This is a genomic window from Tumebacillus lacus (assembly GCF_026410385.1).
GTDB classification, from domain to species: Bacteria; Bacillota; Bacilli; order Tumebacillales; family Tumebacillaceae; genus Tumebacillus; species Tumebacillus lacus.
Genome location: NZ_JAPMLT010000016.1, coordinates 53,094 through 77,322, shown reverse-complemented (window position 1 = coordinate 77,322; position 24,229 = coordinate 53,094). Strand labels below are relative to the sequence as shown.

The 24,229-nt window shown below is 57.2% G+C and carries 24 protein-coding genes, 1 tRNA gene and 2 rRNA genes; 17 read left to right on the top strand and 10 right to left on the bottom strand.

The features are described from left to right. The 4 genes from OS242_RS19850 to OS242_RS19835 form a co-directional block, all read left to right on the top strand. A 23S ribosomal RNA gene (locus tag OS242_RS19850) occupies window positions 1-101 on the top strand; the annotation flags it as partial. A 213-nt stretch (window positions 102-314) separates the two neighbouring features. Further along, window positions 315-431, top strand: a 5S ribosomal RNA gene (gene rrf / locus OS242_RS19845). A 7-nt stretch (window positions 432-438) separates the two neighbouring features. Continuing rightward, window positions 439-514 (top strand) — tRNA-Val (locus OS242_RS19840). A 221-nt stretch (window positions 515-735) separates the two neighbouring features. Beyond that, a complete protein-coding gene (locus OS242_RS19835) occupies window positions 736-1,593 on the top strand; it encodes a GNAT family N-acetyltransferase (protein WP_267153427.1) in 858 nt (285 codons plus the stop codon). A gap of 50 nt (window positions 1,594-1,643) precedes the next feature. Here the strand turns inward: OS242_RS19835 and OS242_RS19830 are convergent, their stop codons facing one another. From OS242_RS19830 to OS242_RS19810, 5 genes are all read right to left on the bottom strand, one after another. Next, window positions 1,644-2,162 carry a hypothetical protein gene (locus OS242_RS19830; RefSeq protein WP_267153426.1) on the bottom strand — a complete coding sequence of 173 codons (519 nt, stop codon included), beginning with the start codon at window positions 2,160-2,162 and terminating at the stop codon, window positions 1,644-1,646. A gap of 74 nt (window positions 2,163-2,236) precedes the next feature. Beyond that, window positions 2,237-3,271: a sporulation integral membrane protein YtvI gene (gene ytvI / locus OS242_RS19825; RefSeq protein ID WP_267153425.1), complete on the bottom strand. Its 1,035-nt coding sequence runs from the start codon at window positions 3,269-3,271 to the stop codon at window positions 2,237-2,239. 100 nt (window positions 3,272-3,371) lie between these two features. Further along, window positions 3,372-4,481 carry a sporulation integral membrane protein YtvI gene (gene ytvI, locus OS242_RS19820; RefSeq protein ID WP_267153424.1) on the bottom strand — a complete coding sequence of 370 codons (1,110 nt, stop codon included), beginning with the start codon at window positions 4,479-4,481 and terminating at the stop codon, window positions 3,372-3,374. A gap of 122 nt (window positions 4,482-4,603) precedes the next feature. Then, a complete protein-coding gene (gene bcp / locus OS242_RS19815; RefSeq protein WP_267153423.1) occupies window positions 4,604-5,071 on the bottom strand; it encodes a thioredoxin-dependent thiol peroxidase in 468 nt (155 codons plus the stop codon). A 36-nt stretch (window positions 5,072-5,107) separates the two neighbouring features. Then, a complete protein-coding gene (locus OS242_RS19810; protein ID WP_323372982.1) occupies window positions 5,108-6,313 on the bottom strand; it encodes an MDR family MFS transporter in 1,206 nt (401 codons plus the stop codon). Between the two features lie 121 nt (window positions 6,314-6,434). Here OS242_RS19810 and OS242_RS19805 point away from each other — a divergent pair, with 121 nt between their 5' ends. Continuing rightward, complete coding sequence (locus OS242_RS19805; RefSeq protein ID WP_267153422.1) at window positions 6,435-7,271, top strand: AraC family transcriptional regulator; 837 nt, start codon at window positions 6,435-6,437, stop codon at window positions 7,269-7,271. A gap of 66 nt (window positions 7,272-7,337) precedes the next feature. Here OS242_RS19805 and OS242_RS19800 read toward each other — a convergent pair whose 3' ends face one another. Further along, window positions 7,338-7,763, bottom strand: coding sequence for a hypothetical protein (locus OS242_RS19800; RefSeq protein WP_267153421.1), 426 nt, complete (start codon window positions 7,761-7,763; stop codon window positions 7,338-7,340). A gap of 161 nt (window positions 7,764-7,924) precedes the next feature. Between OS242_RS19800 and OS242_RS19795 the strand changes: the two genes are divergently transcribed. The 3 genes from OS242_RS19795 (at window position 7,925) to OS242_RS19785 (ending at window position 12,113) form a co-directional block, all read left to right on the top strand. Continuing rightward, entirely contained in the window at window positions 7,925-9,193 is a 1,269-nt protein-coding gene (locus OS242_RS19795) for an HD domain-containing protein (RefSeq protein ID WP_267153420.1), read from the top strand. A 16-nt stretch (window positions 9,194-9,209) separates the two neighbouring features. Further along, window positions 9,210-10,043 (top strand): Cof-type HAD-IIB family hydrolase, encoded by an 834-nt coding sequence (locus OS242_RS19790; protein WP_267153419.1) that lies wholly within the window; start codon window positions 9,210-9,212, stop codon window positions 10,041-10,043. 87 nt (window positions 10,044-10,130) lie between these two features. Next, the gene (locus OS242_RS19785) at window positions 10,131-12,113 is read left to right on the top strand and encodes a methyl-accepting chemotaxis protein (protein ID WP_267153418.1); all 1,983 of its coding nucleotides are present in this window, start codon (window positions 10,131-10,133) and stop codon (window positions 12,111-12,113) included. A 57-nt stretch (window positions 12,114-12,170) separates the two neighbouring features. On the opposite strand, the gene OS242_RS19780 is transcribed toward OS242_RS19785, so the two are convergent. Further along, on the bottom strand, window positions 12,171-13,016 hold the full coding sequence (locus OS242_RS19780) for an HAD family hydrolase (protein WP_267153417.1): 846 nt from the start codon (window positions 13,014-13,016) through the stop codon (window positions 12,171-12,173). Between the two features lie 195 nt (window positions 13,017-13,211). Here OS242_RS19780 and phnC point away from each other — a divergent pair, with 195 nt between their 5' ends. The 5 genes from phnC (at window position 13,212) to OS242_RS19755 (ending at window position 17,200) form a co-directional block, all read left to right on the top strand. Then, on the top strand, window positions 13,212-13,988 hold the full coding sequence (gene phnC / locus OS242_RS19775; protein WP_267153416.1) for a phosphonate ABC transporter ATP-binding protein: 777 nt from the start codon (window positions 13,212-13,214) through the stop codon (window positions 13,986-13,988). 2 nt (window positions 13,989-13,990) lie between these two features. After that, a complete protein-coding gene (gene phnE / locus OS242_RS19770) occupies window positions 13,991-14,776 on the top strand; it encodes a phosphonate ABC transporter, permease protein PhnE (protein WP_267153415.1) in 786 nt (261 codons plus the stop codon). Next, entirely contained in the window at window positions 14,773-15,609 is an 837-nt protein-coding gene (phnE, locus tag OS242_RS19765) for a phosphonate ABC transporter, permease protein PhnE (protein ID WP_407702137.1), read from the top strand. Before phnE (OS242_RS19770) ends, phnE (OS242_RS19765) begins: the two co-directional genes overlap by 4 nt. Window positions 15,610-15,731: 122 nt before the next feature. Next, on the top strand, window positions 15,732-16,010 hold the full coding sequence (locus tag OS242_RS19760) for a hypothetical protein (RefSeq protein WP_267153414.1): 279 nt from the start codon (window positions 15,732-15,734) through the stop codon (window positions 16,008-16,010). A 26-nt stretch (window positions 16,011-16,036) separates the two neighbouring features. Next, window positions 16,037-17,200, top strand: a complete 1,164-nt coding sequence (locus OS242_RS19755) for an MFS transporter (RefSeq protein WP_267153413.1) — start codon at window positions 16,037-16,039, stop codon at window positions 17,198-17,200. 53 nt (window positions 17,201-17,253) lie between these two features. Here the strand turns inward: OS242_RS19755 and OS242_RS19750 are convergent, their stop codons facing one another. Both OS242_RS19750 and OS242_RS19745 read right to left on the bottom strand, forming a co-directional pair. Next, window positions 17,254-17,871 carry a DedA family protein gene (locus tag OS242_RS19750; protein ID WP_267153412.1) on the bottom strand — a complete coding sequence of 206 codons (618 nt, stop codon included), beginning with the start codon at window positions 17,869-17,871 and terminating at the stop codon, window positions 17,254-17,256. A 38-nt stretch (window positions 17,872-17,909) separates the two neighbouring features. Beyond that, window positions 17,910-18,908, bottom strand: coding sequence for a phosphotransferase (locus OS242_RS19745; protein ID WP_267153411.1), 999 nt, complete (start codon window positions 18,906-18,908; stop codon window positions 17,910-17,912). Between the two features lie 209 nt (window positions 18,909-19,117). Here OS242_RS19745 and OS242_RS19740 point away from each other — a divergent pair, with 209 nt between their 5' ends. After that, window positions 19,118-20,365 (top strand): glycosyltransferase family 2 protein, encoded by a 1,248-nt coding sequence (locus tag OS242_RS19740; RefSeq protein ID WP_267153410.1) that lies wholly within the window; start codon window positions 19,118-19,120, stop codon window positions 20,363-20,365. A gap of 45 nt (window positions 20,366-20,410) precedes the next feature. Here the strand turns inward: OS242_RS19740 and OS242_RS19735 are convergent, their stop codons facing one another. Then, window positions 20,411-20,728, bottom strand: coding sequence for a YunC family protein (locus tag OS242_RS19735; protein ID WP_267153409.1), 318 nt, complete (start codon window positions 20,726-20,728; stop codon window positions 20,411-20,413). Between the two features lie 136 nt (window positions 20,729-20,864). Here OS242_RS19735 and OS242_RS19730 point away from each other — a divergent pair, with 136 nt between their 5' ends. The 3 genes from OS242_RS19730 to splB all read left to right on the top strand — a co-directional run bounded on the left by OS242_RS19730 (window position 20,865) and on the right by splB (window position 24,227). Then, window positions 20,865-22,628, top strand: a complete 1,764-nt coding sequence (locus OS242_RS19730) for a B12-binding domain-containing radical SAM protein (protein WP_267153408.1) — start codon at window positions 20,865-20,867, stop codon at window positions 22,626-22,628. Between the two features lie 75 nt (window positions 22,629-22,703). Beyond that, on the top strand, window positions 22,704-23,189 hold the full coding sequence (locus OS242_RS19725; protein ID WP_267153407.1) for a divergent PAP2 family protein: 486 nt from the start codon (window positions 22,704-22,706) through the stop codon (window positions 23,187-23,189). A gap of 12 nt (window positions 23,190-23,201) precedes the next feature. Beyond that, complete coding sequence (gene splB / locus OS242_RS19720) at window positions 23,202-24,227, top strand: spore photoproduct lyase (RefSeq protein ID WP_267153406.1); 1,026 nt, start codon at window positions 23,202-23,204, stop codon at window positions 24,225-24,227. The last annotated feature ends 2 nt before the right edge of the window (window positions 24,228-24,229 follow it).

Here is a 24,229-nt window from a genome sequence, read left to right as displayed (position 1 = left end):
CGTGGTAAGACCCCTTGTAGACGACAAGGTTGATAGGCTGGAGGTGTACGTGCCGCGAGGCATTCAGCTGACCAGTACTAATAGGTCGAGGGCTTATCCTAAGCAAACAGGCGCAAGCCTCACTCATCTAACATTCGCATCCAGTTTTCAGGGAACACCAAACTCCCAAACCAACCCATCCTGCACCTGACGCCCGCCCGAGCGGTTGGGGTGTCCTTTGGAGGAGCGAGTTGTTTTGGCCGGTTTTGCCAAAACGTGTTTGAGCGGGGCAAGGGATACCCCGGCCGCTCGGACCACCCAACAAACAAAAAACGTCTCGTGACAATGGCGGAGAGGTCACACCCGTTCCCATCCCGAACACGGAAGTTAAGCTCTCCAGCGCCGATGGTACTTGGACCGCAGGGTCCTGGGAGAGTAGGTCGTCGCGGGGCGGATCATGCGGTCATAGCTCAGTTGGTAGAGCACCACCTTGACATGGTGGGGGTCACAGGTTCGAGTCCTGTTGATCGCACCACACAATACACAGACCAAAACAAATTCGTCTTCCACGAGACACACGACCGAGAGGTTGGGATGTCCCTTGGAGGAGCGAGTTGTTTTGGTCGTTTTTGCCAAAACGTGTTTGAGCGGGGCAAGGGATATCCCAGCCTCTCGGAGCACCCGACAATCGAAAACTATCTTCCAACTCGATCCGCACAACCAGGATCGAGTTTTTTCAACAGGAGGCTCCCAAACATGAACCTACAACCCCTGCATACCGAAGACATCCCCTCTCTCATCGACCTATCCGCATCACTCGGCTGGGATTATTCCCACCCCGACCTCCAAACCATCCTTACTTCCGGAATCGCATACGGACACAAAACACCAACCGGCAAACTAATCTCAAGCGCAGCCATCTTCCCATACGGTCCAAAACTAGCGTCACTCGGCATGGTGATGGTCGATCCGGCCCATCGCCGACTGGGTCTGGGACAAGCAGCAACGCAAAAAGTGATGGACAGCCTGCCGGACAAAACCACCCCGATCACATTAGTCGCAACCGAACAGGGAGTCCCTCTCTATGAAAAAATGGGATACCGCACCGTCTCCACCTTACATAAATTCATAGCCGAAACCTACCACACACCCCAAAATCCAACGAAAATCCCAAACCATCATCACCTCCAGCAACTATCAAAAACCCATCTCGACGAAATACTCCACCTCGACCGCACCGCCCTGGGAGCCGACCGAGGCAAGTTCCTGCAAGCCCGCCTCCAGCAATCAAACGCGGGCGTCATCCTGCGCCGCCAAACAGACAACACCGCCGTCGGCTACGCACTCTCCATCCCCGGCACCGTCGTCACCATCTTGGGACCTGTCATCGCCCCCGACACCGACCTTGCGCTTGCCTTGATCGACCACCTGGCCCGTCAAACAAACGGTGCTGTGCGAATCGACATCCCTTCTGAGCAAACAGCCTTGATTGAAAAACTGCCACTCCACGGATTTATTCTGCAAGCCACCCCGCCCGTCATGCTTTTCAACGCGAACCACCTGCCGCAACGAAACCCCACTCTCTACGGCATCGCCGCCCAAGCTTTCGGCTAAACAAAAAAGCTCTCTTTCATCCATCGAAAGAGAGCTTTCCACACGATCACTTACTTCGCCTTTCCCGGCTTCGTTTCTTTCTTTACACTCTTGTACGATCCATCCGTCTGCGCCTCGTACATTTCCAACTGCAACTCGCCGCTGCCACGCTTCAACCCAACGCCAAACGAGCTGCCGTCGCCGTTCACAAAGATCACCGGATTCGGCTCGCCTTGCTTCCACTCCGAAGCCGCCATCCCTTGGTTGATCGCCTTTGCGAGAGACAGACGTTGAGCATCATCCAGCGGCAGATCCGATTTCCCCATCGCAATGCTGGTCAACGCCATCATCGACAGCATCTTGTAGCCTTCCAACTGGAACGCTTCTTTGATCTCGACATGGGTTTCGTCTTCCGATTCGGGAACCGTTTCGTTCGACTCCGTGCCGGTCGGCGAGGTGGTCACCGTTTTCTCTTGCGATTTATTTTCTGTAGAGGTTTGTTCTTTTTCAGATTCGGTTTGATCCGTGCAGCCGACCGCAGTTGTTGCGACCAATGCTGTCACCATCAAAGCGAGAATTGTTTTCTTCATCGTAGTGATCGACTCCTTCCCTTGTCCTCCAAGTTATCATAAAAATGCGAACAAGAGCAAGACACCGGAAGACATTACAAGCGAATTCGCGGCGAAATCAGTCCGGCATCGCGAAACGCTTGGAACAGAATCACCAATGCCGGACCGACAATCAGCCCGAGGAACCCGAACACCATAAATCCCAGATACATCGATACCAGTGTCGCCAACGCACTGATCCCAAGCGACTGCCCCAAGATCTTCGGCTCGATGATTCGGCGGAATACGATGATCACCAGATACAGCACGAGCAGCCCGACCCCGAGCGCTTGGTTGCCTGTAAAGAACGCGTACAGACTCCACGGCACGATCACCGCACCCGTCCCCAGCACCGGCAACACATCTACCACCACGATCATCAAAGCGATCGCCAACGCATACTTCACATCCAAAATCCACAGACCGACCAGCACCAGATCGTACGTCAGAAAGCTGATCAACACCTGCGCCTGCAAAAAGCCAATGATCGCCCGGTTCAAATTGGCCAGCACCAGTTTGACCTTTACCTGACCTTCCTCGTCAAACAAACTGAGAAACTGGCGGACCAACCCGGGCAAGTCCAACGAAAACAAAAACAGCGAGACGAGATACACCAGCCAGACCACCAGCAGATTGGGCAGCGACTTGAACACCGTCACGATCCCGTTGAGCAACGTGATCGTCAAATTGTTCAGCTTGCCGATCACCCCGTTTAACGCCGTCTGTATGCTGCTGGCCGTACCGGGATTGAGATCCGCGATGTACGTCTGCATCACGCCTAACCACCTCAGCACAGGCTCTGAGAGGCGCATCACCGTGTCCGGAAGCCAGGCGGACAGCTCCACCACCTCCAGGACGATCCGCGTCGTCACGACAAACGTGAGCCCGCCAAACAACAGCAGAAACCCTGCAAACGTCAAAATCACCGCATACGTGCGCGGCACCTTCAACCCTGTAACCAGCGATTTGACGATCGGCTCCAGCACGATCGCCGTGATCAGAGCGGCGAGGATCGGGAGGCTGTGCGGCAGAATGTAGTACCCGGCAGCGGCGAACAACGCCAGCCAGATCAGTTTCTTGTAGGGGAACATAGAGGATCTCCCTTCCCAAGGTTGTCTCCTCTATGTATATCGTCCAAGGATAGCAGAAAGACCGACTCTCGAGCAGAGCCGGCCTTTCTTCATACATACGTCATTCCTTGATAATAATCTTTGGATCGTTATCGTCATCCGGCCCGTCGTCGATCAAAAAGTCGAAGGCGCGCACTTTCATCAGCGACATAAACGTGATGATCAGGAACGGCGCCAGCAACACGCCGACAAAACCGACCAGATGATAACCCGCATACATCACGATGATCGTCAGCAGCGGATCGAGTCCAATCGACTCGGCGAGAATCTTCGGCTCCAGCAATTGGCGGACCGCAACGATCAGTCCGTAGACGATCAGGAGGCCGACGGCGAGCTTGGTATTGCCGACGATAAACAGATAGATCGCCCAGGGCACGAACAGCGAGCCTGTGCCGAGCAGCGGCAGGATGTCCAAAAATCCGGCCAGCAGCGACAGCGTAAACGCGTAATCCACCCCGAGGATCGACAGCCCGACCAGCACTTGCACAAACGTGATCGAGATCAGGATCGCCTGAGCGCGGATGTAGCCGAACACCGCTTTGCCAAGATCATCGCGGACCACGTCGCCTTTTTCCTTGATCGACGGGGAGATGAACTTCAGCAGAAGGCGTTGGAGCTTTTTGATGTCTTTCGAAACAAAGTAGGCGATGATCAGCGAGAGCAGGAAGATCGTCAACATTGAAGGCACGTTGGTGATCCACGCGACCACCGCCTCCGCCATCGCTTTTCCGTACCGGGCCAGCGTGTTGCTCAGAGCGTCGAGATTTTCCTGCACCTTTTCGGTCATCGCTGGAGAGAGCGTGCCGTAAAAGGCGACGGCGTCGTGCAACAGATCCTGTCCCTTGGCGACGACATCGCTGACGAGAGTCGGCAGGTGTTTGGTAAAGTCGGCGAGCTCGATCGCCAGTTTGGCTGCCAGCAGCAGGAGCAAGGCGGCACCGCCGCCGAAGAAGATCAGCAGCGTGACCATCGAGGCCAGCCAGCGCGGCATGCGGATGCGGGTGAGCAGTTTGACCAGCGGCTCGATCAAGATCGCGATCAGAGTGCCGATCAGGAGCGGCAGCACGAACGGCAAAAACCAGCTCAGCCCGATGTACAACAGCCAGGCAAACACGACCCACAACGCCAAATTGATCAAGGCGAATCGATTGCGCATGACAAATGAGAGCATACAGCAACTCCTTTTTTTGAATCTATTTCCAGTATTGCCTCAATAATAGCGAATTTTACTACAAATGGCAAAATAGAATAGGGAAGCAAAAGACCCCGTCGCGAAAACGGGGTCTTTGCGTGTTACAGCGCCTTCGCGTCGGCGAGGACTTGGTCCATGTGGCCGTTGACTTTGACTTTCGGGTAGACTTTGGCGATGTTGCCGTCGCGGTCGATGAGGAAGGTGGTGCGCTCGACGCCCCAATATTTTTTGCCGTACATGTTTTTCTCTTTCCAGACGCCGTATTGTTCGCAAACGGCGTGCTCTTCGTCGGCGAGGAGCAGGAAGGGGAGTTCAAATTTGTTGATAAATTTTTCGTGGCTTTTGAGCGGGTCCGGAGAGACGCCGAGGATGACGGTGTCTGCCTCTGCAAAGTCGTTGTGCAGATCCCGGAAGCCGCATGCTTGGGTTGTGCACCCTGGGGTGTTGTCTTTCGGATAGAAGTACAGCACGACCTTTTTGCCGCGCAGGTCGCTCAGCTTGAGCGTTTCGCCGTTGCTGGCCGGGAGTGCAAAGTCGGGAGCTGCCTGTCCTGCCGTGATCGTAGACATAGTGGATCTACCTCCAGATACCAAGTGTACCCACTATTATAGCACAGGTGGCACCGCAGGGCGTTTTGTCTCGGCAACAAACAGCGGCAGAGCGAGCAGTCCGAGCGAGGCGAGCAGAGCGAAGATCGTCGCTCCGTGTTCGAAGCCGAGCAGATGGAGCAGCCAGCCGCCGAACCACGGCCCGAGGCTTTGTCCGAGAAAGGCCAATCCGCTCGCGCCGTAATAGGTGCCGCGCAGGTGTTGCGGGGCGTGCCGGTGCACGACCACATCGCCTACGACAAAGCAGAGGATCTCACCGACAGTGAACAGCACCATGCACAGGACGAGCGGCACCAAGCTGTCAAAGAAGCCAAATCCGGCGAGACCGGCGGCGAAGCAGAGTGCTCCGAACCGGACGCAGAGCATCGGTTCAAAGCGACCTGCGAGGCGGGTGACGGGGATCTGCAAGATCATGACGCAGAGGGCGTTGGCGATGAGGAGGACGGAGTAGAGCCAGACGCCGTTTGGCAGATCGGGGTGGTTGCCGAAGTATTGGGACAGGGTGGTTTCAAGATGAGAGTAGGCGCTGTAGACGAACAGAGAGCCGAGCAGGTAGGACCGGAAAAAGCGGTCGGTCGCCAAGATCCGCAACGCATCTCCCAGTCGGACGGAACCGGCCCGCTGCGGCTGCGCGTGCCCGCCGTCGCGCCGGATGACGAGGAGCAAAGCAACGCCGTATAGTGCATAGACGAGCGCGGTGAAGTAAAATGGAGATGTGCTGGCAGAGCTGCCCAGAAACGCACCGAGCAACGGCCCAAACGACATGCCGGCGTTGATCGCATAGTAGCGGGCGCTGAAAACATGCAGGGTCTGTTCCGGCGGCGTGACGTCGGCGAGCAGAGCCCGGGAGGCCGGCTCGAACAGGTTGCGGCAAAAACCGTTGAGGGCATTGAGCACGAAAAAGTGCCACGGCTGGTCGGCGGCGGCAAAGAGCGCAAAGACGGCGCACCAGATGAGGATCGATCCGATCAGTACCGGGCCTCTGCCGAAGCGGTCCGACCAGAGTCCGCCGAGAAACGAAGACAAGGTGCCTGCCAAGGTGGAGACGGCGAGGATCAGGCCGATGGCCGCCGGGTCCATGCCTTGGACGGATGAAAGATACATGGCGAGAAACGGAAAGACCATAAAATAGACGCCGCGTGACAGGAAGGTGCCGATGATCACCGTCCAGGCGGCCGGGTGAAAGCGAAGCGTTGGAAACATGGGGATTCTCCTCTCCGGGATGGTGTTGATCTGATCATATCCCGGAGCGGGGCGGCAAGGCTCTGCTGAAGTTGCGGCGGAGAAAAGCGCAAGAAATGCCGGATGTCAGGAGCGGGTGCCGATGAAGTATTTTGAATTGCGGGGAACGCACAGCAAAGTGATGTTGACGCAGTTTGCGCCGCGTGAGTCCGACCCGGCGATGCATGCGCACGGAGATGAGTATCAGATCAGCATCCCGCTGGTCGGCGTGCCGTCGATTGAACTGCCGGGACAGGTGGGGACGATCGACTGGAAGCGGCGGGTGGTGACGGGACCTGGCGAGGAGCATCGCCATTTTGCAAACGAAGAGGCGTCGCGGGTGCTGTTGATCAATCTGCAGCGGGCGTTTGTGGAACGGGTGCTCGCGGAACGGATGGAACTGGCACCGGGCGATCTGCGCGGCGGGGTAGAATTTGCGAGGTGGGGCGATGGGTCGTCGGACGGATTTCGCAAGCTGGCCGATCTGTTGACCCGCACGGCGATGACCGGGGATTTGGACCGGTTGGAGCAAGAGCAGGCGGAGTGGCAACTCGCCGCTTTGTTGCTCGACGCGCAGGACGGTACGCATCGAGGGCGGTGGCGGGAGTCGGGCACGGCGGCCCGGCATCCGGCGGTCCGCATTGCGCAGGAACTGCTGTGGGATCAATATGCGCAAGAGTGGTCGCTCGATCGACTGGCAGACGAGGTCGGACTGAGCAAATACCACCTGCTCCGGCTGTTTCGCGAGCAAGCCGGGCAAACGCCCGCGCACTATCTCACAGAACGGCGCGTGACGGCCGCTGCGGAGCGTTTGGCCGCCACGCGGGACGATGTGACGCAAATCGCGTTTGACACGGGGTTTGGCTCGTTGAGCACCTTTGAGCGGGCGTTTAAGCGGAAGTACGGAGTGACCGCGCAACAGTATCGAAAAGGGCTTTGACCAGAAAAAAGGTCGTCGCTGCGGATACAAAAAAACCACACGGCGAAACGGTGTGGTTTTTTGCGTCTATCGTTTTTCGTTTTGGAAATACATCGCGTGAATCTGCTCGGAGACCTCGTCGGAGAAAAGGTCCGCCTCCGGATCGGCTTCGAAGATGCGCTTGAGCTCATAGGCGGCTTCCAGCGAGTACATTTTTTCGGCAGCCTCTCGCGTTTTGGCGGTGGACATCGAGTCCAGCGACGGATGGAAGGCGACATACGCCAGTTCGACGCGGGGCAGGAAGTGCGTGGAGACGACGCGCTTCAGAGCGTTCAAGCACAGCCACTCGCGCCCGAGCGATTCTTCGAGCTTCGGGTTGAGCACGACGTCTTCACGTTCCTCGCGGGGCGGTGCCGGCATGCGATCCCAGGTCTCCATCAGGTCGAGCAAGTCTTGCTGCTGCACGTCCGACAGTTTATCAAACAGGTAGTTCAGTCGATCATGTTTATTCATCGTTCTCTGGGACTCCTTTTGAACGGAATGATTTGCTTTTCGATGGGAAGGCTTCCTGTCTATTATAGCAAAGGATTCGTGGAAATGGTTTACTTTATGTTATCCTACAAAGAAAGAAGACATGTCACGGACCTCACGGGTCTGAGGAGGCACACATCATCATGGCAGAGTGGAAAGTAGACAAAGAGAAAGTGTTCAAGGACCCGGTCCACGATTACATATACGTGACGGACGGGCTGATCTGGGATCTGATCAACACGCGGGCGTTTCAGCGTCTGCGCCGGATTCGTCAGCTCGGGACGTCGTTTTTGACGTATCACGGCGCGGAGCACAGCCGGTTCACCCATTCGCTGGGTACCTATGAGACGATGCGCAAAGTGTTGTCCCACTTTGAAAAAAATCACGGCTGGCCGCAAGATCTGCGCACCAAACGGCTGGCTCTTTGCGCGGCCCTGCTGCACGATATCGGACACGGGCCGTTTTCGCATACGATCGAGCAGGTGTTCAAGACGCATCATGAGACGTGGACACAGCGGATCTTGGTCGAGGACCCGGACATTCTCGCGGTGCTGACGGAGCACGTGGATGCGGAGTTTGCTCAGGACGTGGCCGATGTGATCGCCAAGAAAAAGCATCCGCTGGTGGTCAATCTGATCTCGTCGCAGCTCGATGTCGACAGGATGGATTATTTGCTGCGCGATGCGGTTCATACGGGCGTGACGTACGGGACGTTTGAACTGGAGCGGCTGATTCGGATCATGAAGCCGGATCAGGACGGCGTGGTGGTGAAGAAAAAAGGGATGCACACGGTCGAGCAGTATATCCTCGCCCGCTATTTCATGTACTCGCAGGTGTACCTGCATCCGGTGACCATCGGCAGTGATGTGCTGCTGCGCCGCATTTTCTCGCGGGCGAAAAAGCTCCACGACCGGGGGGACCAACTGTTCATGCCGGAGGAGTTGCGCCCGTTCTTTGAAAATCGGGCGGAAAACGTGTCGGTCAAAGAGTATCTGGAGGTCGACGAGAGCGTTGTGATGTACACGCTGGAGCGGTGGACATCGACGGAGGATGCGATTTTGCGGGATCTGGCCGACCGGTTTGTCAATCGTCGGCTGTTTGGTGCGGTGCAGTCGAAGGAACTCAAGGAGGTCGAGCGGGAGCAGATCCGCGAGATGTTCCGGTCCAACGGGCTGAATCCCGATTATTATCTGGAGTTTCACAAGGCGGTCGCGGGCGGCTATCAGTTGTATTCACAAGGGATCAAGCTGGTGGACGATGAAGGGCGCAAAACGGATATCTCGCAAGACTCCGGGCTGGTGCGCTCGTTGCAGCCGGAGACGAAGTACCGGATCTATTGCCCGAAGGAAGTATTGCGCGGGGAAGGGCGGTACAAGCCGATTCGCGGGTGGATGGAAGCGTTTAAGATCTAGAGAAGGGGGCTTGGTGATGACGTATAAAATGCTGGTCTGTGATATCGACGGCACGCTGCTCAATCCGCAGGGAAAGCTGTCGGAAGGCGTGAAGCAAGCGGTGCGCGACGCGCATGATGCAGGTGTCGTGGTGACGCTGGCGACGGGCCGTCAATTGCGCGGGGTGATGCCGCTGGTAGAGGAGCTCGGGGTCAACGTGCCGGTCGTGCTGGCCAACGGCACGGTGGTGGCCGACCCGCTGGGGAAAAAGACACTGCTGCACAAACCGTTGCCGCAGGAGACGACGCATGCGGTGCTGGATGTGATCAAAAAGCACGGGATCTGGTCGAGCGTGTGGACGCATACGTTTGAAGGCGTGGACACGTATTTCGATGTCGATCCGGGGTTTGATGTGGCGTATCTGTTTATCCACAAGGATACGCCGCACGCGGTACAGGTGGAGGATCTCAAGACGGTGACGCATGTGGAGCCGCTGAAGGTGCTGCTGCTGGAAACGCCGGACAAGGTGTTGCCGATCATACGGGACTTGGAGGCGTTGCAGGCGGAGCATCGGTTTACTCTGCTGGCGACCGATCATGATTTCCCGGGTTATATTCTGCTGGAAGTATATGACGAGGGATCGACAAAGGCGGTGGGGATCGCGCAGTTGGCGGCAGATCTCGGGATCTCGCCGCATGAGATTGTTGCGGTCGGGGATAATTTGAACGATCTGGAGATGATCGAATTTGCCGGGCTCGGGGTGGCGATGGGCAACGCCGCAATGCGGGTGAAGGAACTTGCGGACTGGACGACGAAAAGCAATGGGGAAGACGGTGTGGCTTATTTGATTAGGGAAAAGATACTTGTGTAAGTTGGTTTGGATAGTAATGTGAATTTTATTGTATCTGTTTCTTCCTAATAAATAGGCAGTTTCTAGATGAGGTGCGGGGGGAGCAACATGCGGGGGAGTATCACGGCAAAGATTGTGGCGGCGATCGTCTGTTTGACGGTGGTGCCGTTGATTGCGGCAGGGTCGGGGTTTTATTTCGATCTGACCTCTCATTTTGGGAAGATGGAAAAAGAGCAGGGCACGTACGATCTCCAGACGGCGGAGCAACTGGTGGAGTTTATCGAGAAAAACCAGCTCTCCAGCGTGCGGGGCAATGCGTACTGGGAAGAGCATCATACGGCGCTGGCCGAGCGCGATGCGGAGTTTTTGCAAGACAGTGTGATGAGCATCATGGATGTGAATGAATCGCTGTCGGCGATCTATGTGACCGATCTGCAAGGTCAGGTGATCGAGAAACGGGAGGACGAACCGCTTGGTGTCGAGGGAGAGCTGGCGAAGGTAGCGGCGAAACTGGGCGACGAGATGGAGGTCGGCGGGCTGTTGCGCTCGGAGCGGGGCTTGCAGTTGGTTGCGGTGTCGAAGGTGACCGACGAGCAAGGGACTGCGGAGCCAAACGGGTTGCTGATGTTTTTCCGCCCGGTCGATGCCGCATTTTTGGCGACGATGAAGGAGATCGGAAAGACGGATGTGATCGTGTTCGACGGAATGGCGGCGCAGGCTTCTTTTGCCGGGTTTGAAAAAGGGCGCGTGGCCGGGCTGGCGGAGGAGATCGAAGCCGGGACGGGACCGGTGACGCATTCGGAAAAGTCGGCGGAAGGGCAAGTGACGGAGACGTTCGGGCAGGTGCGGGATCTGACGGGTGAGCCGATTGGATTTATGGGCACGCGGTCGGTGACTCAGATCGGCGCCGAACTGCGCGACCGGATCGTGAAGGCGGCACTGCTCGCGGTGCTGTTGCTCGCAGTGATCGCGTCCGCGCTGTCATTTGTGCTGTATCGCTGGCTGTCGAAGCCGCTGCGCCGTCTGCAGGGAGAGATGGTGCGAGTGGCTTCGGGGGATCTGTCGGACGGGACTTTGACGGCTGAACTGAACCGATCGAAGGGACGGGATGAGATCGGGCAGATCACGGCGGCGTTTCTGACGATGAAGGACGGATTGGCCGGTTTGGTGCGTCGCGTGTATGAAGAGTCGAATCTGTTGACCGACGGTTCGCGTGAGTTTGCGGCGGCGACCGAGGAGGCGAGAGGGACTCTCGGCTTGATCGCGGCTTCTTCTGCGGAGATCGAGCGGCTGGTGGAGCGGACGTTTGTGCAGGTGGAGGCGGCGTCTTCGAAACTGCTGACGTTGGAGGGACAGGCACAGGCGATCTCCCGGGATTCGGGGGAGTCGGTGGCGGCTGCCCGGCTGATGAGAACGGCCGCTGTGGATGGACAAGGACAGGTGGAGCGTTCGATCTCGGCGATGGCGGGCATTCGCAGCAGCGCCGATGACAGCGAAGAGCGGGTGTTGGCGTTGCAGGCGGTCGCTGACGAGATCTATGTGATCGTGGACCGGATCAAGGCGATTGCCCAGCAGACGGGGATGTTGGCGTTGAATGCGGCGATCGAGGCGGCGCGTGCCGGAGAGCACGGGCGCGGGTTTGCCATCGTAGCAGGGGAGGTCGGCAAGCTGTCGCAGCAGGCGAAAGGGGCCACGGAGGAGATCGAAGGGCTGATCGACCGCGTGCGGGCTTCGATCGCAAATGTTTGCGAGACGACCGATCAACTCCGCGAGAAGTCGGCGGCAGGCGAGGCGGCCGTGCGGGGGACGCAAGAGGCGTTTGCGGCGATCCTCGGGCATGTGCAGGCGGTGGAAGGCCGGATCCGGGATATCTCACAGGAGGCGTCCAGACAAGAGTCGATCACGCGGGAAGGCGCGGACGCCGTGGTTGCTGTCAAGTCGATGGCGGCGGAGATGGTGGGGTCTGTCGGCGAAGCGGCCGTGGCCACGGACGGCGCGTTGTCTACGATGCAGGCCATCGCTGAAAATTCCGGTCGGCTGGCCGAGTTGGCCGAGGATTTGCTCGGTGATGTGGGAAGGTTTAAAGTGTAAGAGACAATGAAAAAGACTCGGTTCCTTCGAGGAGCCGAGTCTTTCTTTTTGGTGGTGCTATTGTTGGCCTGCGCCTTTGATGAAGTCCAGCGCGCCTTGCATCGATTTGACGCGGGCGGTGGATTCGAGGGTTTCGCCGATGTTGTGCGGGTCGATGTAGACCGTCTGGCAGCCGAGTTCAAGGGCCGGGAGGATCTCGTTGACCCAGTTGTCACCGACGGAGAGGATGCGCTCGTAGGGGACGTTGAACTGCTCGGACAGGCGTTCGAAGACCGCTTTGGTGCCCGACGGTTTGCGGGCGGTGAAGACTTTTTCGTCAAAGGAGTTCAAGAGACCGATCTTGTCGAGGATCTTTTCGGAGTCCGGCTGCGGCGAGTTGGTGACAAGCACCTGTTTCACACCGTTGGCGCGGGAAGCCGCGATGGTCTCGAGCAAGTTCGGGATGTTGTTCATGTGGAAATCAGGACCCATCATAAACTCGCGCGTCGCGAGGAACGCCTCGGAGGTCTGCGCGTCGGTAAGGCCATAGTGGCGGGCGATGCAGCCCGGCACCCACCAGAGGTCGCCGACGGAGAACATGTCTTCGAGGTTGACGGTGACGCCGTTCGGATAGAGCTCGCTGACTTTTTCCGCGGGCAACTGTTCACCGTCGTAGGTGTAGGCTTCCTGGACCTGGCCTTTGATTTGCACGAGGATCAGGTCGCGGACGGCGTCGTATGTACGGCCGATGCGCATCGGGTGTTCGTCGCGCACGCCCGCTTCGTAGTCGGCTTGGAACCGATCCTGCACGTCTTGCGGGAGGCGTTTTTTGAGTTCGTTTGCGTAATAGTCAAAATGGTGGGTGTCCTCGTAGAGGGTCCCGTCGAGATCGTAAATGATCAAGCTGATGCGAGAAAGATCCATTTGTTGTCTTCCCTTCCTTTCGGTATTTATTATAACGCAAAAGCGTCGCGAAAGTCCGCGATGCAACTTTTTGTCGGAAATTAAAAGATTACGTCTTTTCTTCCTTCTATGTTCAGGGTAAAATGGTAACTGCTCTTCGCGTTTTTGGGGTATGCTATGTCAACAACGAGACCGTAACGAAAGTTGGGAATGCACATGATCGAATTTAAGAAAGTAAGAAAGGTTTATCCCAATGGGACTGTCGGCCTGGACAATATCAATCTGACCATCCATCCGGGTGAGTTTGTGATCATCGTCGGGCTGTCCGGTGCCGGGAAATCAACGTTGCTCCGTTCGATCAACCGTCTGCACGAGATCTCCGAAGGGGAGATCCTGATCGACGGCAAGTCGATCACCGCCGCCAAAGGCGCCGGCCTGCGCCGCATGCGCCGTGACATCGGCATGATCTTCCAGAACTTCAACCTCGTCAAGCGCGTGTCTGTACTGCGCAACGTATTGAGCGGCCGCGTCGGCTATCATTCGACGCTGCGCACGCTGCTGGGCCTGTGGCCGAAGAAGGACGTAGAAATTGCGCTCGAAGCACTGTCCCGCGTTAATATCCGTGAGAAAGCGTATGCACGGGCGGATGAGCTGTCCGGCGGTCAACAGCAGCGCGTCTCCATCGCACGCGCTCTGGCTCAGGAAGCAAAAATCATCTTGGCGGACGAGCCGGTCGCCTCTCTTGACCCGCTGACCACCCGTCAAGTCATGGATGACCTCAAACGAATCAACCAAGAGCTGGGGATCACGACGATCGTCAACTTGCACTTCCTCGACCTTGCCCGCGAATACGGCACGCGCATCATCGGCCTGCGCGCCGGCAAGCTGGTCTTTGACGGTCCGGTCGAAGAGGCGACCGACGATGTGTTCTCGGAAATCTACGGACGCAAGATCAAGAAGGACGAACTCCTCGGCGACGTAGAGGAGGCATAAGGATGGCAGCAGAGACCAAACAAATCAAGACCCCGTCGAAACTGCGCTTCACGATCATCTTCCTTGTGATGGCCGTGCTTTATGTGTTCTCCTGGCGCGGTGTCGAGGCGGACATCGGCAGTCTGATCGAAGGTTGGCCGTACATCCGTGACCTGATCACCGGCATGTGGCCGCCGAACTGGAAGTACTTCGAGCGCATCCTCGATCCGATGCTGGAGACGCTCCGCATCGCGATCATCGCGACGACGTTCGGCGCGATCCTGTCGATTCCGTTTACGCTGCTCGCATCTCGCAACGTGTTTCCGAATACGTGGGTGACCAACTCCGCCCGCAGTTTCCTGAACTTTGTCCGCACGATCCCGGATCTGCTGCTCGCCGGTATCTTCGTGGCGCTGCTCGGCATCGGTCCGGTAGCCGGTGTGGCCGCGATGACCGTGTTTACGTTCGGGATCATCACCAAGCTGGCGTACGAATCGGTCGAGACGATCGATCCGGGCCCGCTGGAGTCGATGACCGCAGTCGGTGCGAACAAATGGCAGTTCATCGCTTTCGCAGTCGTTCCGCAAGCGCTTCCAGCTTTCGTCGCGTACGTGCTGTATGCGTTTGAGATCTGCGTGCGCGCTGCTGCAATCCTTGGTCTCGTCGGCGCAGGCGGGATCGGGATCATGCTGTCTGAGACGCTGGAGACGTTCCAGTATCAGAAGATGGCTACGATCGTCCTGTTCACGCTGGTTATCGTCATCGTGATCGATTCGATCAGTTCGAGAATCCGGGAGAAATTGCTATGAGTCAAACACAACAAGCTGCTGCACCGAAGAAGATGGGCCGTATGATCAAAACTGCGCTGTGGCTGATCTTTTTTGCCGCCCTGTACATCTGGAGCTTCACCGGTCTTGAGGTCGAGTGGAAGAAGATCATGGAATCCCTGAAGATCGTCAACAAAATGCTCGCCGGCATCTTTACGCCGGAGTGGGGCTTTATCTGGGAGGATGAAGGCGTCCTCGACAACATGCTGGTGACGCTGGAGATCGCGCTGCTCGGCACGACGATTGCCGCGATTCTCGCCGTACCGTTCGGCTTCCTCGCGGCGAACAACATGAGCAAGCGCTACCCGATCCTTCCGTTCGTCGAAGCTCGCTTCCCGGTCATTTCGTGGATCGGCAAGCGCATTCTGAACGTCATCCGCACCATGCCGGAGTTGATCGTCGCGATCATCTTCATCGTCGGTGTCGGCCCGACGGCGTTTGCCGGGGTGCTGGCGATCGGTCTGCACTCCATCGGCTTGATCGGGAAACTGTACTCCGAGGCGATCGAGAACATGGATGAAGGTCCGATGGAAGCAATCACGGCGTGCGGCGGTTCCCGCCTCCAAGTCCTGTGGTTCGCTGTCGTACCGCAAGTGTTGCCGGAGTTCTTCTCGTTTGCTCTCTACAAATTCGAGATCAACGTGCGTGCTGCGTCCATCCTCGGGATGGTCGGCGCCGGCGGTATCGGCACTCCGCTGCTGTTCGCGCTCAAAGGCCATGACTGGCACCGCGTCGGCGCGATCCTGCTCGTCGTCATCATCGTCGTCTTCCTGATCGACATGCTGTCCGGCGCGATCCGTAAACGTCTCGTCTAGTCACATCGCGTATCAGCAAGAAGCCCGGTCTGTCAGACCGGGCTTTTTTTTCGAAGTGCTAGTAACCTTGGTCCTGTTCGTCTACAATAGAAAAGTACGCTTATGAAGGAGGATGTTGGTTCATGTCACCGTTGTTTCAGTTGTTCACATGGGGCCTGTCGCTGGTTGCGGCCGGAATCGTCACGACGTTGATGCGCGTCAATCGTCTGTGGGGCATCATCTTCGGCGCGATCTTGGCGCAAGGGCTGATGTTCGTCGGCACCCATCTGCTCGGCATCTCGTTTGGTCCTGTCGTCGAGATCGGCGGCACGTATACGCCGGTACTTGTCAATGTTGTGTTCGCGGTCGTCGGTGCGCTGCTCGGCGGCGCTTTGGCGCGAATTGTCAGCCGTCGCCGGTAAGGCGCGGCCTGTTGAGGTGATAGTAGATGGCAAATAAAAAATCGTTGCCGATCCTGATGCTGGTCATGTTCCTTGTCATGGTCGGATTTGGGATCATCATCCCGGTCATGCCGTTCTTTGCGGAAGAGGTCGGGGCCTCGCCGATGCAACTCGGCCTGCTGATGGCGTCCTACTCGGTCATGCAGTTCCTGTTCGCCCCGATGTGGGGTCGCATCTCCGACCGCATCGGCCGCAAGCCGGTCATGCTGATTGGGATCGCCGGTCTCTCCTTGTCGTTCTTCCTGTTTGCGTTTTCGGACACGCTGACGATGATGTTCGTCTCGCGCATCCTCGCCGGCTTCCTGTCCTCGGCCAATATGCCCACTGTCATGGCGTACGTCGCCGACATCACCACGCCGGAGAATCGCGGCAAAGGGATGGGCATGATCGGTGCGTCTGTCGGGATGGGCTTCATCTTTGGCCCGGCGATCGGCGGGATCTTCTCGCGTGAGAGCTACTCGACGCCGTTCCTGATCGCAGGCGTCGTGGCTGCGATCACGTTCGTCTTCGTCCTGCTGGTCGTCAAAGAATCGCTGGCAAAGGAAAATCGCAAGACGAAAGGCGAAGCAAACGAGTCGCGCTGGAAGGCGTTTGGCGGCTCGCTGTCCTATCTGTACATGCTGAGCCTGATTACCACCTTCTCGCTGGCCGCTCTGGAGGCGACGTTCGCCTACTTTGCTGCTGAGCGCGCAGGGCTCGATACGGTGCATTTGGGCTATATCTTTATGATCATGGGTGTCGCCGGCGCGTTCGTGCAGGGCGGCATGGTGGGACGCCTGATCAAGAAGTTCGGCGAAGGCGGCACGCTGCAGATCGGTCTGATCGTCTCGGCGATCGGCTTTGGTCTCGTGCTGCTGACCAATTCCTTCTGGACGGCCGCTCTCTATCTGAGCGTGTTCGGAATGGGCAACTCCTTGATCCGCCCCTGCGTCTCTGCGATCATCTCCAAGCGAACGACGGTCGGGCAGGGTGCCGCGACCGGTTTGCTCTCTTCGTTCGAGTCGTTGGGCCGCGTCGCAGGTCCGCCGATCGGCGGAGCGATCTATGCGGTGCAAATGAGCTCGCCGTACCTCACAGGTCTGGTGGCGACTGTGGTGGCGCTGGTGCTCTACCGGATGTATGTCAGCAAAGTGCCTGGCAAGGCGGTATAAAAAAGAACCCGTTCATCAGAACGGGTTCTTTTTTTGCGCCGTCTGCCAAACTCTTAGGCAGTGCGGGTGCGGATGTTTTTGAAGAGGAAGTAGAGAATGCCGAGGATCAGCAGGCCGAGGATGCCGTAGGAGACCGGCTTGGTGTACGGCTCGATGGCATGCCAGTTCTCTCCGAGCTTGAAGCCCGCGTAGGTCAGAGCCCAGTTCCATGGAATGCAGCCAAGGAAGGTGTAGATGGTAAATTTCCAGAAGTTCATCCGAGCGATGCCGCAGGGCAGCGAGATGAACGTGCGGATGACCGGCAAATTGCGCCCGAAGAAGGCGGCCCAGTCGCCGTATTTTGCAAACCAACGGTCGGCGGTGTGGATGTGCTTTTCGTTGATCAGAACGTATTTGCCGTATTTTTGCAAGAATTGGCGACCGCCGTTGGCACCGATCCAGAAGGTGAGGATCGAGCCGACGAGGTTGCCGAACACACCGGCCCAGACCACGCCCCAGAAGGTGAGCAGTCCCTCTTCCGCCTTGAAGCCGCCAAAGAGCATGATCACCTCGCTGGGCAGCGGGATGCAGGCGCTTTCGATCAGCATGCCGAGGAAGACGCCCCAGTGGCCCATCGTCTCGATCATACCGGTGGCGATGGAAGACAGCCATGCAAGTAAAGCATGCAACATTCGTGTACCTACCTCGCTTGTCTTAGTTTCACTTCACCTCATTGTACACGAAATTTTAGCGAATCAGCCCATTTTGTCAAAAATTCATCAGTTCGATACATTTCTTCCAATCCTTTCTTCCATTTGCGCAACGACTTGGCAGGAGATCGCTCCGGCTCCAGATATCGGTGCAACACTTTGGCCGCGCTGTACGGATAGCGCAACAACGCGAGCAGGACGGGCACCTCGCGGGGTTCGAGCGGGCGAATGCGGTGATAGGCGTGAAACAGCGTTTCTGCGTGCTCCTGCGACCAGCCGAGGGCAGGGAGCGCGCCGCTCAGCAGGTGGACGAGGTCTTGCACGGGCAGATCAAAGCGGAACGAATCGAAGTCTATAATCGCAGTCGACCCGTCGCGGTCGACGGTGAAGTTTTCGGCTTTTACGTTGCCGTGAGTCAGCAGCGGCCGCTCGCGAACTTCGCGCACGAGATCGCGGTAGGCGGAGAGTCTGAGCGCTTGCAAAGCGGCGCGGGCGTTTTCCAGCACGGCGGGCGCATCTTGACGGGCGGTCGCTGCAAAGGGGTGATCGGCCGTTTCAAGGCCCGCGGCCAATGCGGCGAGACGCTCGTTGCGGACGGCGAAGCGACGCAGCCAGCGACCTTTGAACGAGTGCGGCCGAATGCCGGGCGGGAGGCGCATGCCTTTCGAGGCGGCGTGAAAGCGGGCCAACGATTCGGCCGCGCCGATCCACTCGTGCAGGGAAGTCGGATCGAGGGCGCGCCCAACCCAGCGGGTCAGCACAAAGGGGCTGTGTTCAGTGTCCGCATAAGGCTCCCCTTGGGAGGTGAGCAGGAGGCGGGGAGTTTCGGTATATCCGTTCTGCCAGAGAAATTCGATCGTATGATGATGAAACAGGAGGCGGGGCAGGCCGTGCTTGCCGGCCTTCAGGCAGTACTTCTCACCGTCCGTTGAAGTCACGCGCCACACAGGACCCACCCGTTCGATCTGTTCAGCCTCGACCTGCCAATGTTCGCGGATCAGACGCTCGACGTCATGCATGCGACAGTCCCCCTTTCGTTGCCACTAGCTTATTTTTTGAGCCCAGAAATGGTGCATGCTCTCATTCTTCATGTATACTTGTCCATACCAAGCATATCTGTTATAGTAGGATAGCGTGTGAACTTCGAACACATCCTAATTGCTACTCACGACTGATGCTCAACAAAATTGAGATGTGGAGATGCCACAATAAAGCGAGGGAAGACTGAATGAGTATTCTTGGATCTCTGGCGGATGGTGCTTTTATCGCGCTTCAGGGTCTGACGGGCGCGATCAGTGCCTATCAGGTTGGCGTATCGATGTTTGGGATCAAACAGATGAAAGATACGCGTGTCCATACACCGCAAAAAACGTTCGCGATCTTCGTGGCTGCTCATAATGAAGCAGAGGTCATCGAACCTTTGATCGAAAACTTGCAAAAGCTCGATTATCCGCGTGAGATGTATGACATCTTTGTCATTTGCGACAACTGCACAGATTCGACGGCTGACATCGTGCGAAACGCAGGCGCTTTGGCGTTTGAGCGTTTTGACGACACCAAACGCGGCAAGGGGTACGCGATTGAGTGGATGCTGGAACGCCTCTGGGAACAGGAGCGTCAGTATGATGCGGTCGTGATGTTTGACGCAGACAATCTGGCAGCGAAAGATTTCCTGCTGGAGATGAACGAAAAGCTTATGACCGGCTCTCGCGTCGTGCAGGGCTATCTCGATACGAAAAATCCGAACGATTCTTGGATTTCGATGTCCATGGCGATTTCGTACTACTTTACCAACCGCATGTGGCAGTTGGCCCGCTACAACCTTGGCCTTGCCAATGCGCTGGGTGGCACCGGTATCTGCATCGACACCGCTCTGCTCAAAGAGATGGGCTGGGGCGCGCATTCGCTGACCGAGGACGTCGAGTTCACCGCTCGTTGCGTCGAGCGCGGCATCTATCCGACCTGGGCGCACAACGCCCGCGTCTACGATGAGAAGCCGAACACGCTGAAGGCTTCTTACAACCAGCGTCTGCGCTGGATGCAAGGTCACTTTGACTGCGCATCGCGCTACTTCTGGCCGCTGCTTGGCAAGAGCATCAAAAACCGCAACTGGGCGATGCTCGATGCGGCGCTCTATCTGTTCCAACCGATGCGTCTGTTGATCATCTTCCTGACCTCGGTCATCCTGTACCTGCAGTTGGTCATGCCGAGCTGGTGGGCGGTCACCGACATTCAGCGCGTCTTGCTGCCGACCGAGTACTGGGTGTTGATCAACGCGCTGTTGTACGCACAGTTGCCTCTGTCGATGTTCTTGGAAAAAGCGAACTGGCGAGCCTACGTGGCCTTGATCATCTACCCCGTGTTCTTGCTGACGTGGTTCCCGATCACGTTGGTCGCATTCTTTACCAAGAACAACAAGACGTGGAGCCATACTCAGCACAACCGGGCGATTCGTCTGGACGAACTGAGCAATTAACAGGCACGCATGAAAAGACCCCCGAGCGATGGCCCGGGGGTGTTTTTATTGGTGCTCCAGTTGCAGCAGCGTCTCAATCGCTTGTCGGCCGGTAACGCCGGGGACGATGCCCAGTTCTTGCGCTTTGATCGTCGTCGATTCCATCGGTGCGTCGAGCAGTTGGTCGATCGTTTTGACACCGACTGCGCGGGCTGCGATGATCCCGCGGTCTTTCAAGCGGTCATTGAGCAGTCCGACATCGAGCGCGCCGCACATGATGTACCCGGTCTTTGTGGTCACCATCACGAGGTTGGTCTTCGGGAGCGTGACAGAGATGGCCAGAGCGATCTTGTCACCGAAGAGCATCGGTTCTACGTTGATCAACGAAAATCCACCTCCAGAGGAATCGATGCCCACTTATGGTTGCGGGCAAACTGTACTATACTTAGACCAAGACAAAGTCGCGTCAAGACAGCATATGAACGAACCACTCACATGATGAACTAGTTGGAGGACCCAAATGAAAATCGTATTGGCAACGTTGAATGCGAAATACATACATTCCTCGCTGGCGCTGCGCTATCTGCGCGCCTATGCGAGACAGGATTTTCCGGATATCGATCTGTGTGAATACACGATCAAAGATCCGGCACTCTCCGTCGCGGCCGACATCCATCAGCGGCGACCGGATGTGGTCGGCTTTTCCTGTTACATCTGGAACATCGAAGAAACGATCCCGATCATCCAGATCCTACGCAAGACCAACCCGAACGTAAAGATCGTGCTCGGCGGCCCGGAAGTGTCGTACGACTCACGCTACTGGATGGAGCGGCTCCCGGAGGTCGACGTCATCGTCACCGGCGAAGGGGAGAAGACGTTCCATCATGTGTTGAAGGAGATCGAAGGGCAACAGCGGATGGAACTGGTACCGGGGATCTTGTACCGCAATGAAAACGGCGAGGTCCATCAGACGTTCCCGCGGGAAAAGCTCGACTTGAACGAGATCCCGTCGCCGTTTGACGAGGACGACCTGCCGACGCTGGTCAACCGCGTCGTGTATTTTGAGTGCTCGCGGGGCTGTCCGTTCTCTTGTTCGTATTGCCTGTCGTCGATTGAGACCGGGGTGCGCTATTTTGATGTGGAGCGCACCAAACAGGAGTTGAAGCGGCTGATCGACGCCGGGGTCAAGACGGTCAAGTTTGTCGACCGCACGTTCAACATTCACCGCCGATTTGCTCTGCAGATCTTTGATTTCTTGATTCAAAATCACAATGGCACCGTGTTCCAGTTTGAGATCACCGCCGATATCTTGAAGCCGGACGTGGTGCAGTATCTGGCGGAAAACGCGCCGCCGGGGATCTTCCGCTTTGAGATCGGGGTGCAGTCGACGAACGATCTGACCAACTCGATTGTGCAGCGCAAACAAAACTGGGAAAAGCTCACGGCGACGGTGCTCGGGGTGAAGAACAGCGGCAAGATCGATCAGCATCTCGACTTGATCGCCGGTCTCCCGGAAGAGGACTACCAGTCGTTCCGCAAAACGTTCAACGACGTGTTTGCCCTCGGGCCCGAAGAGTTGCAGCTTGGATTCCTGAAAATGCTGCGCGGGGTCGGCGTGCGGCTGGAAGCGGAAAAGTACGGCTATGCGTATATGGAGCATGCGCCGTATGAGATCTTGTACAACGACGTGCTCTCCTTTGACGAAGTGATTCGGATCAAGCGGGTCGAGGACGTGCTGGAGAAGTATTGGAACGCACATCGCTCCGACCGTACGGTGATGTATCTGATCGAGGAGGAGTTCGGCACGCCGTTCGACTTCTTCCAGGAGTTTGGCGACTACTGGGAGGAGCAGGGTTGGAGCCGGATCGGGCATCAGGTGGAAGACCTGTTCAAACGGCTCAAACAGTTCTTGCTCCATCGCGGTGTCAAGCGGATGGACGTGATCGAAGGGCTGATGAAGCTCGACTACCTGAAAGGATTTAAAAACAAGCCGCGCGGCATCTGGTGGGAGCGCTCGCTGGACAAGGCGGAGTCGTCGCGGATCATCAAGCTGCTGACGGTGAGCCCGGAACTGCTCGGGCCGGAGTTCGCCGCGCTCGGGCTCGGGGAGCAGGAGATTCACAAACACTGCATGCTCGAAGTCCTGCCGCACAACTTGGAATCGAGCTGCTTCACGGCGGAGGAAGATCCGCACCTGCTCGTCGCTTACTACGGCAAAGGGCAGAGCGGGCAGACGGAGTATTTCTATGTGCCGCTGGACAAATTGAACGTGGTCACAGTGTGAAAATAAAGGCAGGGGAGCTGAACAGGCATCCCTGCCTTTTTCGTACATACTAAACAGGGGAAAGGGGGGAACACAGTGGGCTCTGGGGTGGTCGGGAATTACCCGCTTGTCGCCGCTCTTGCTGCGATTGTCATAGCCCAACTCGTGAAGATCCCGTTGCATCGCATCTTTTCGGGCACGTGGGATCTGACCCGCTTTGTCGGCACAGGCGGGATGCCGAGCTCGCACTCGGCCGGTGTGACGGCGTTGGCGTCGGCGGTCGGCTGGCAGGAGGGGCTCGGCTCGACGGAGTTTGCGTTGTCGGTGGTGCTGGGGCTCGTGGTGATGTACGATGCGATGGGTATCCGCCGTCATGCCGGCGAGCAGGCGATCGAGATCAACGCGTTGGCTGCGTTGTTTGAACGGCACATCGAGACGGACGATCCGGAGCTGTCCCGCTTCTCCTTGCAGCAACAGCGCAAAAAGTTGAAAGAACTGCTCGGACATCAACCGATTGAGGTGGCGGGCGGCGCGGCGTTTGGGATTTTTATCGGACTGATCCTTCATCTGTTGTATCTGTGAGGTGAAACGCTGATGGTGCGTTTTGAGCCGGATCTGGTGTTTTTTGAACCGGATGCGCTGAACTATCCGGTCGGGGAAGAGCTGTATCGCCGCTACAAAGACTCCGATGTCGAAGTCAAGATGACCACCTCGCACAACCGCGTCACCGGCATCCCCGGCGACACGCCGTTGCAAGCGTACGCCAATGCCAAACGCACACTGGTCGTCGGGTTGAAAAAGACGATGAAACTGGATACGTCCAAGCCGTCGGCCGACTATGCCCTGCCTGCGTCGACGGGTTGTCCAGGGCATTGTCACTACTGTTATCTGCAGACGACGATGGGCAAAAAGCCGTATGTGCGCGTGTATGTGAACATCGACGAGATCCTCGACACGGCGCAGAAGTATATCGACGAACGGGCTCCTGAGCCAACGGTGTTTGAGGCGGCCTGCACGTCCGACCCGATTGCGGTGGAGCATTTGACAGGCAGCATGAAGCGGATGATCGAATTTTTCGGGCAGAGCACACTTGGCAAATTGCGGTTTGTCACGAAATATGACGATGTGGACGGGCTGCTCGATGCCAAGCACAACGGGCGCACCCGGTTTCGCTTTTCGCTGAACTCCCGCTATGTGATCAAACATTTTGAACCGGGTGTGGCCAATTTTGATCAGCGGCTGACGGCGGCCGGAAAGATCGCCCGAGCGGGGTATCCGCTGGGCTTTATCCTCGCACCGTTGGTGATGTATGAGGGCTGGGAGGACGGCTATGCGGAACTGATGGAGAGACTGTCGAAAGAGCTGGTGCCGGAAGCGAAGCGGGATCTGACGTTTGAGCTGATCCAGCATCGGTTTACGGCGGTGGCAAAAAAGACGATCCAGACGCACTATCCGAACACGAAGCTCGATCTGGATGAGAGCAAGCGGAAGTACAAATATGGGAAATACGGACGGGGCAAATGGGTGTACATGCCGGATGACGCGTCGAAGCTCGAGATGTTTATGCGGGAACAGATTGAGATGTATTTCCCGGATGCAAGGATCGAGTATTTCACATAGGA

Bases quoted from the DNA above. Each gene is read 5' to 3' on its own strand.
- ytvI (WP_267153425.1), bottom strand. From the start codon at position 3,271: ATGTTCCCCTACAAGAAACTGATCTGGCTGGCGTTGTTCGCCGCTGCC.
- splB (WP_267153406.1), top strand. From the start codon at position 23,202: ATGGTGCGTTTTGAGCCGGATCTGGTGTTTTTTGAACCGGATGCGCTG.
- bcp (WP_267153423.1), bottom strand. From the start codon at position 5,071: ATGTCTACGATCACGGCAGGACAGGCAGCTCCCGACTTTGCACTCCCG.
- OS242_RS19805 (WP_267153422.1), top strand. From the start codon at position 6,435: ATGAAGTATTTTGAATTGCGGGGAACGCACAGCAAAGTGATGTTGACG.
- phnE (WP_407702137.1), top strand. From the start codon at position 14,773: ATGAGTCAAACACAACAAGCTGCTGCACCGAAGAAGATGGGCCGTATG.
- OS242_RS19800 (WP_267153421.1), bottom strand. From the start codon at position 7,763: ATGAATAAACATGATCGACTGAACTACCTGTTTGATAAACTGTCGGAC.
- OS242_RS19740 (WP_267153410.1), top strand. From the start codon at position 19,118: ATGAGTATTCTTGGATCTCTGGCGGATGGTGCTTTTATCGCGCTTCAG.
- OS242_RS19785 (WP_267153418.1), top strand. From the start codon at position 10,131: ATGCGGGGGAGTATCACGGCAAAGATTGTGGCGGCGATCGTCTGTTTG.
- OS242_RS19810 (WP_323372982.1), bottom strand. From the start codon at position 6,313: ATGTTTCCAACGCTTCGCTTTCACCCGGCCGCCTGGACGGTGATCATC.
- OS242_RS19745 (WP_267153411.1), bottom strand. From the start codon at position 18,908: ATGCATGACGTCGAGCGTCTGATCCGCGAACATTGGCAGGTCGAGGCT.
- OS242_RS19795 (WP_267153420.1), top strand. From the start codon at position 7,925: ATGGCAGAGTGGAAAGTAGACAAAGAGAAAGTGTTCAAGGACCCGGTC.
- phnC (WP_267153416.1), top strand. From the start codon at position 13,212: ATGATCGAATTTAAGAAAGTAAGAAAGGTTTATCCCAATGGGACTGTC.
- OS242_RS19755 (WP_267153413.1), top strand. From the start codon at position 16,037: ATGGCAAATAAAAAATCGTTGCCGATCCTGATGCTGGTCATGTTCCTT.
- OS242_RS19835 (WP_267153427.1), top strand. From the start codon at position 736: ATGAACCTACAACCCCTGCATACCGAAGACATCCCCTCTCTCATCGAC.
- OS242_RS19790 (WP_267153419.1), top strand. From the start codon at position 9,210: ATGACGTATAAAATGCTGGTCTGTGATATCGACGGCACGCTGCTCAAT.
- OS242_RS19780 (WP_267153417.1), bottom strand. From the start codon at position 13,016: ATGGATCTTTCTCGCATCAGCTTGATCATTTACGATCTCGACGGGACC.
- OS242_RS19830 (WP_267153426.1), bottom strand. From the start codon at position 2,162: ATGAAGAAAACAATTCTCGCTTTGATGGTGACAGCATTGGTCGCAACA.
- phnE (WP_267153415.1), top strand. From the start codon at position 13,991: ATGGCAGCAGAGACCAAACAAATCAAGACCCCGTCGAAACTGCGCTTC.
- OS242_RS19730 (WP_267153408.1), top strand. From the start codon at position 20,865: ATGAAAATCGTATTGGCAACGTTGAATGCGAAATACATACATTCCTCG.
- OS242_RS19760 (WP_267153414.1), top strand. From the start codon at position 15,732: ATGTCACCGTTGTTTCAGTTGTTCACATGGGGCCTGTCGCTGGTTGCG.
- OS242_RS19750 (WP_267153412.1), bottom strand. From the start codon at position 17,871: ATGTTGCATGCTTTACTTGCATGGCTGTCTTCCATCGCCACCGGTATG.
- ytvI (WP_267153424.1), bottom strand. From the start codon at position 4,481: ATGCTCTCATTTGTCATGCGCAATCGATTCGCCTTGATCAATTTGGCG.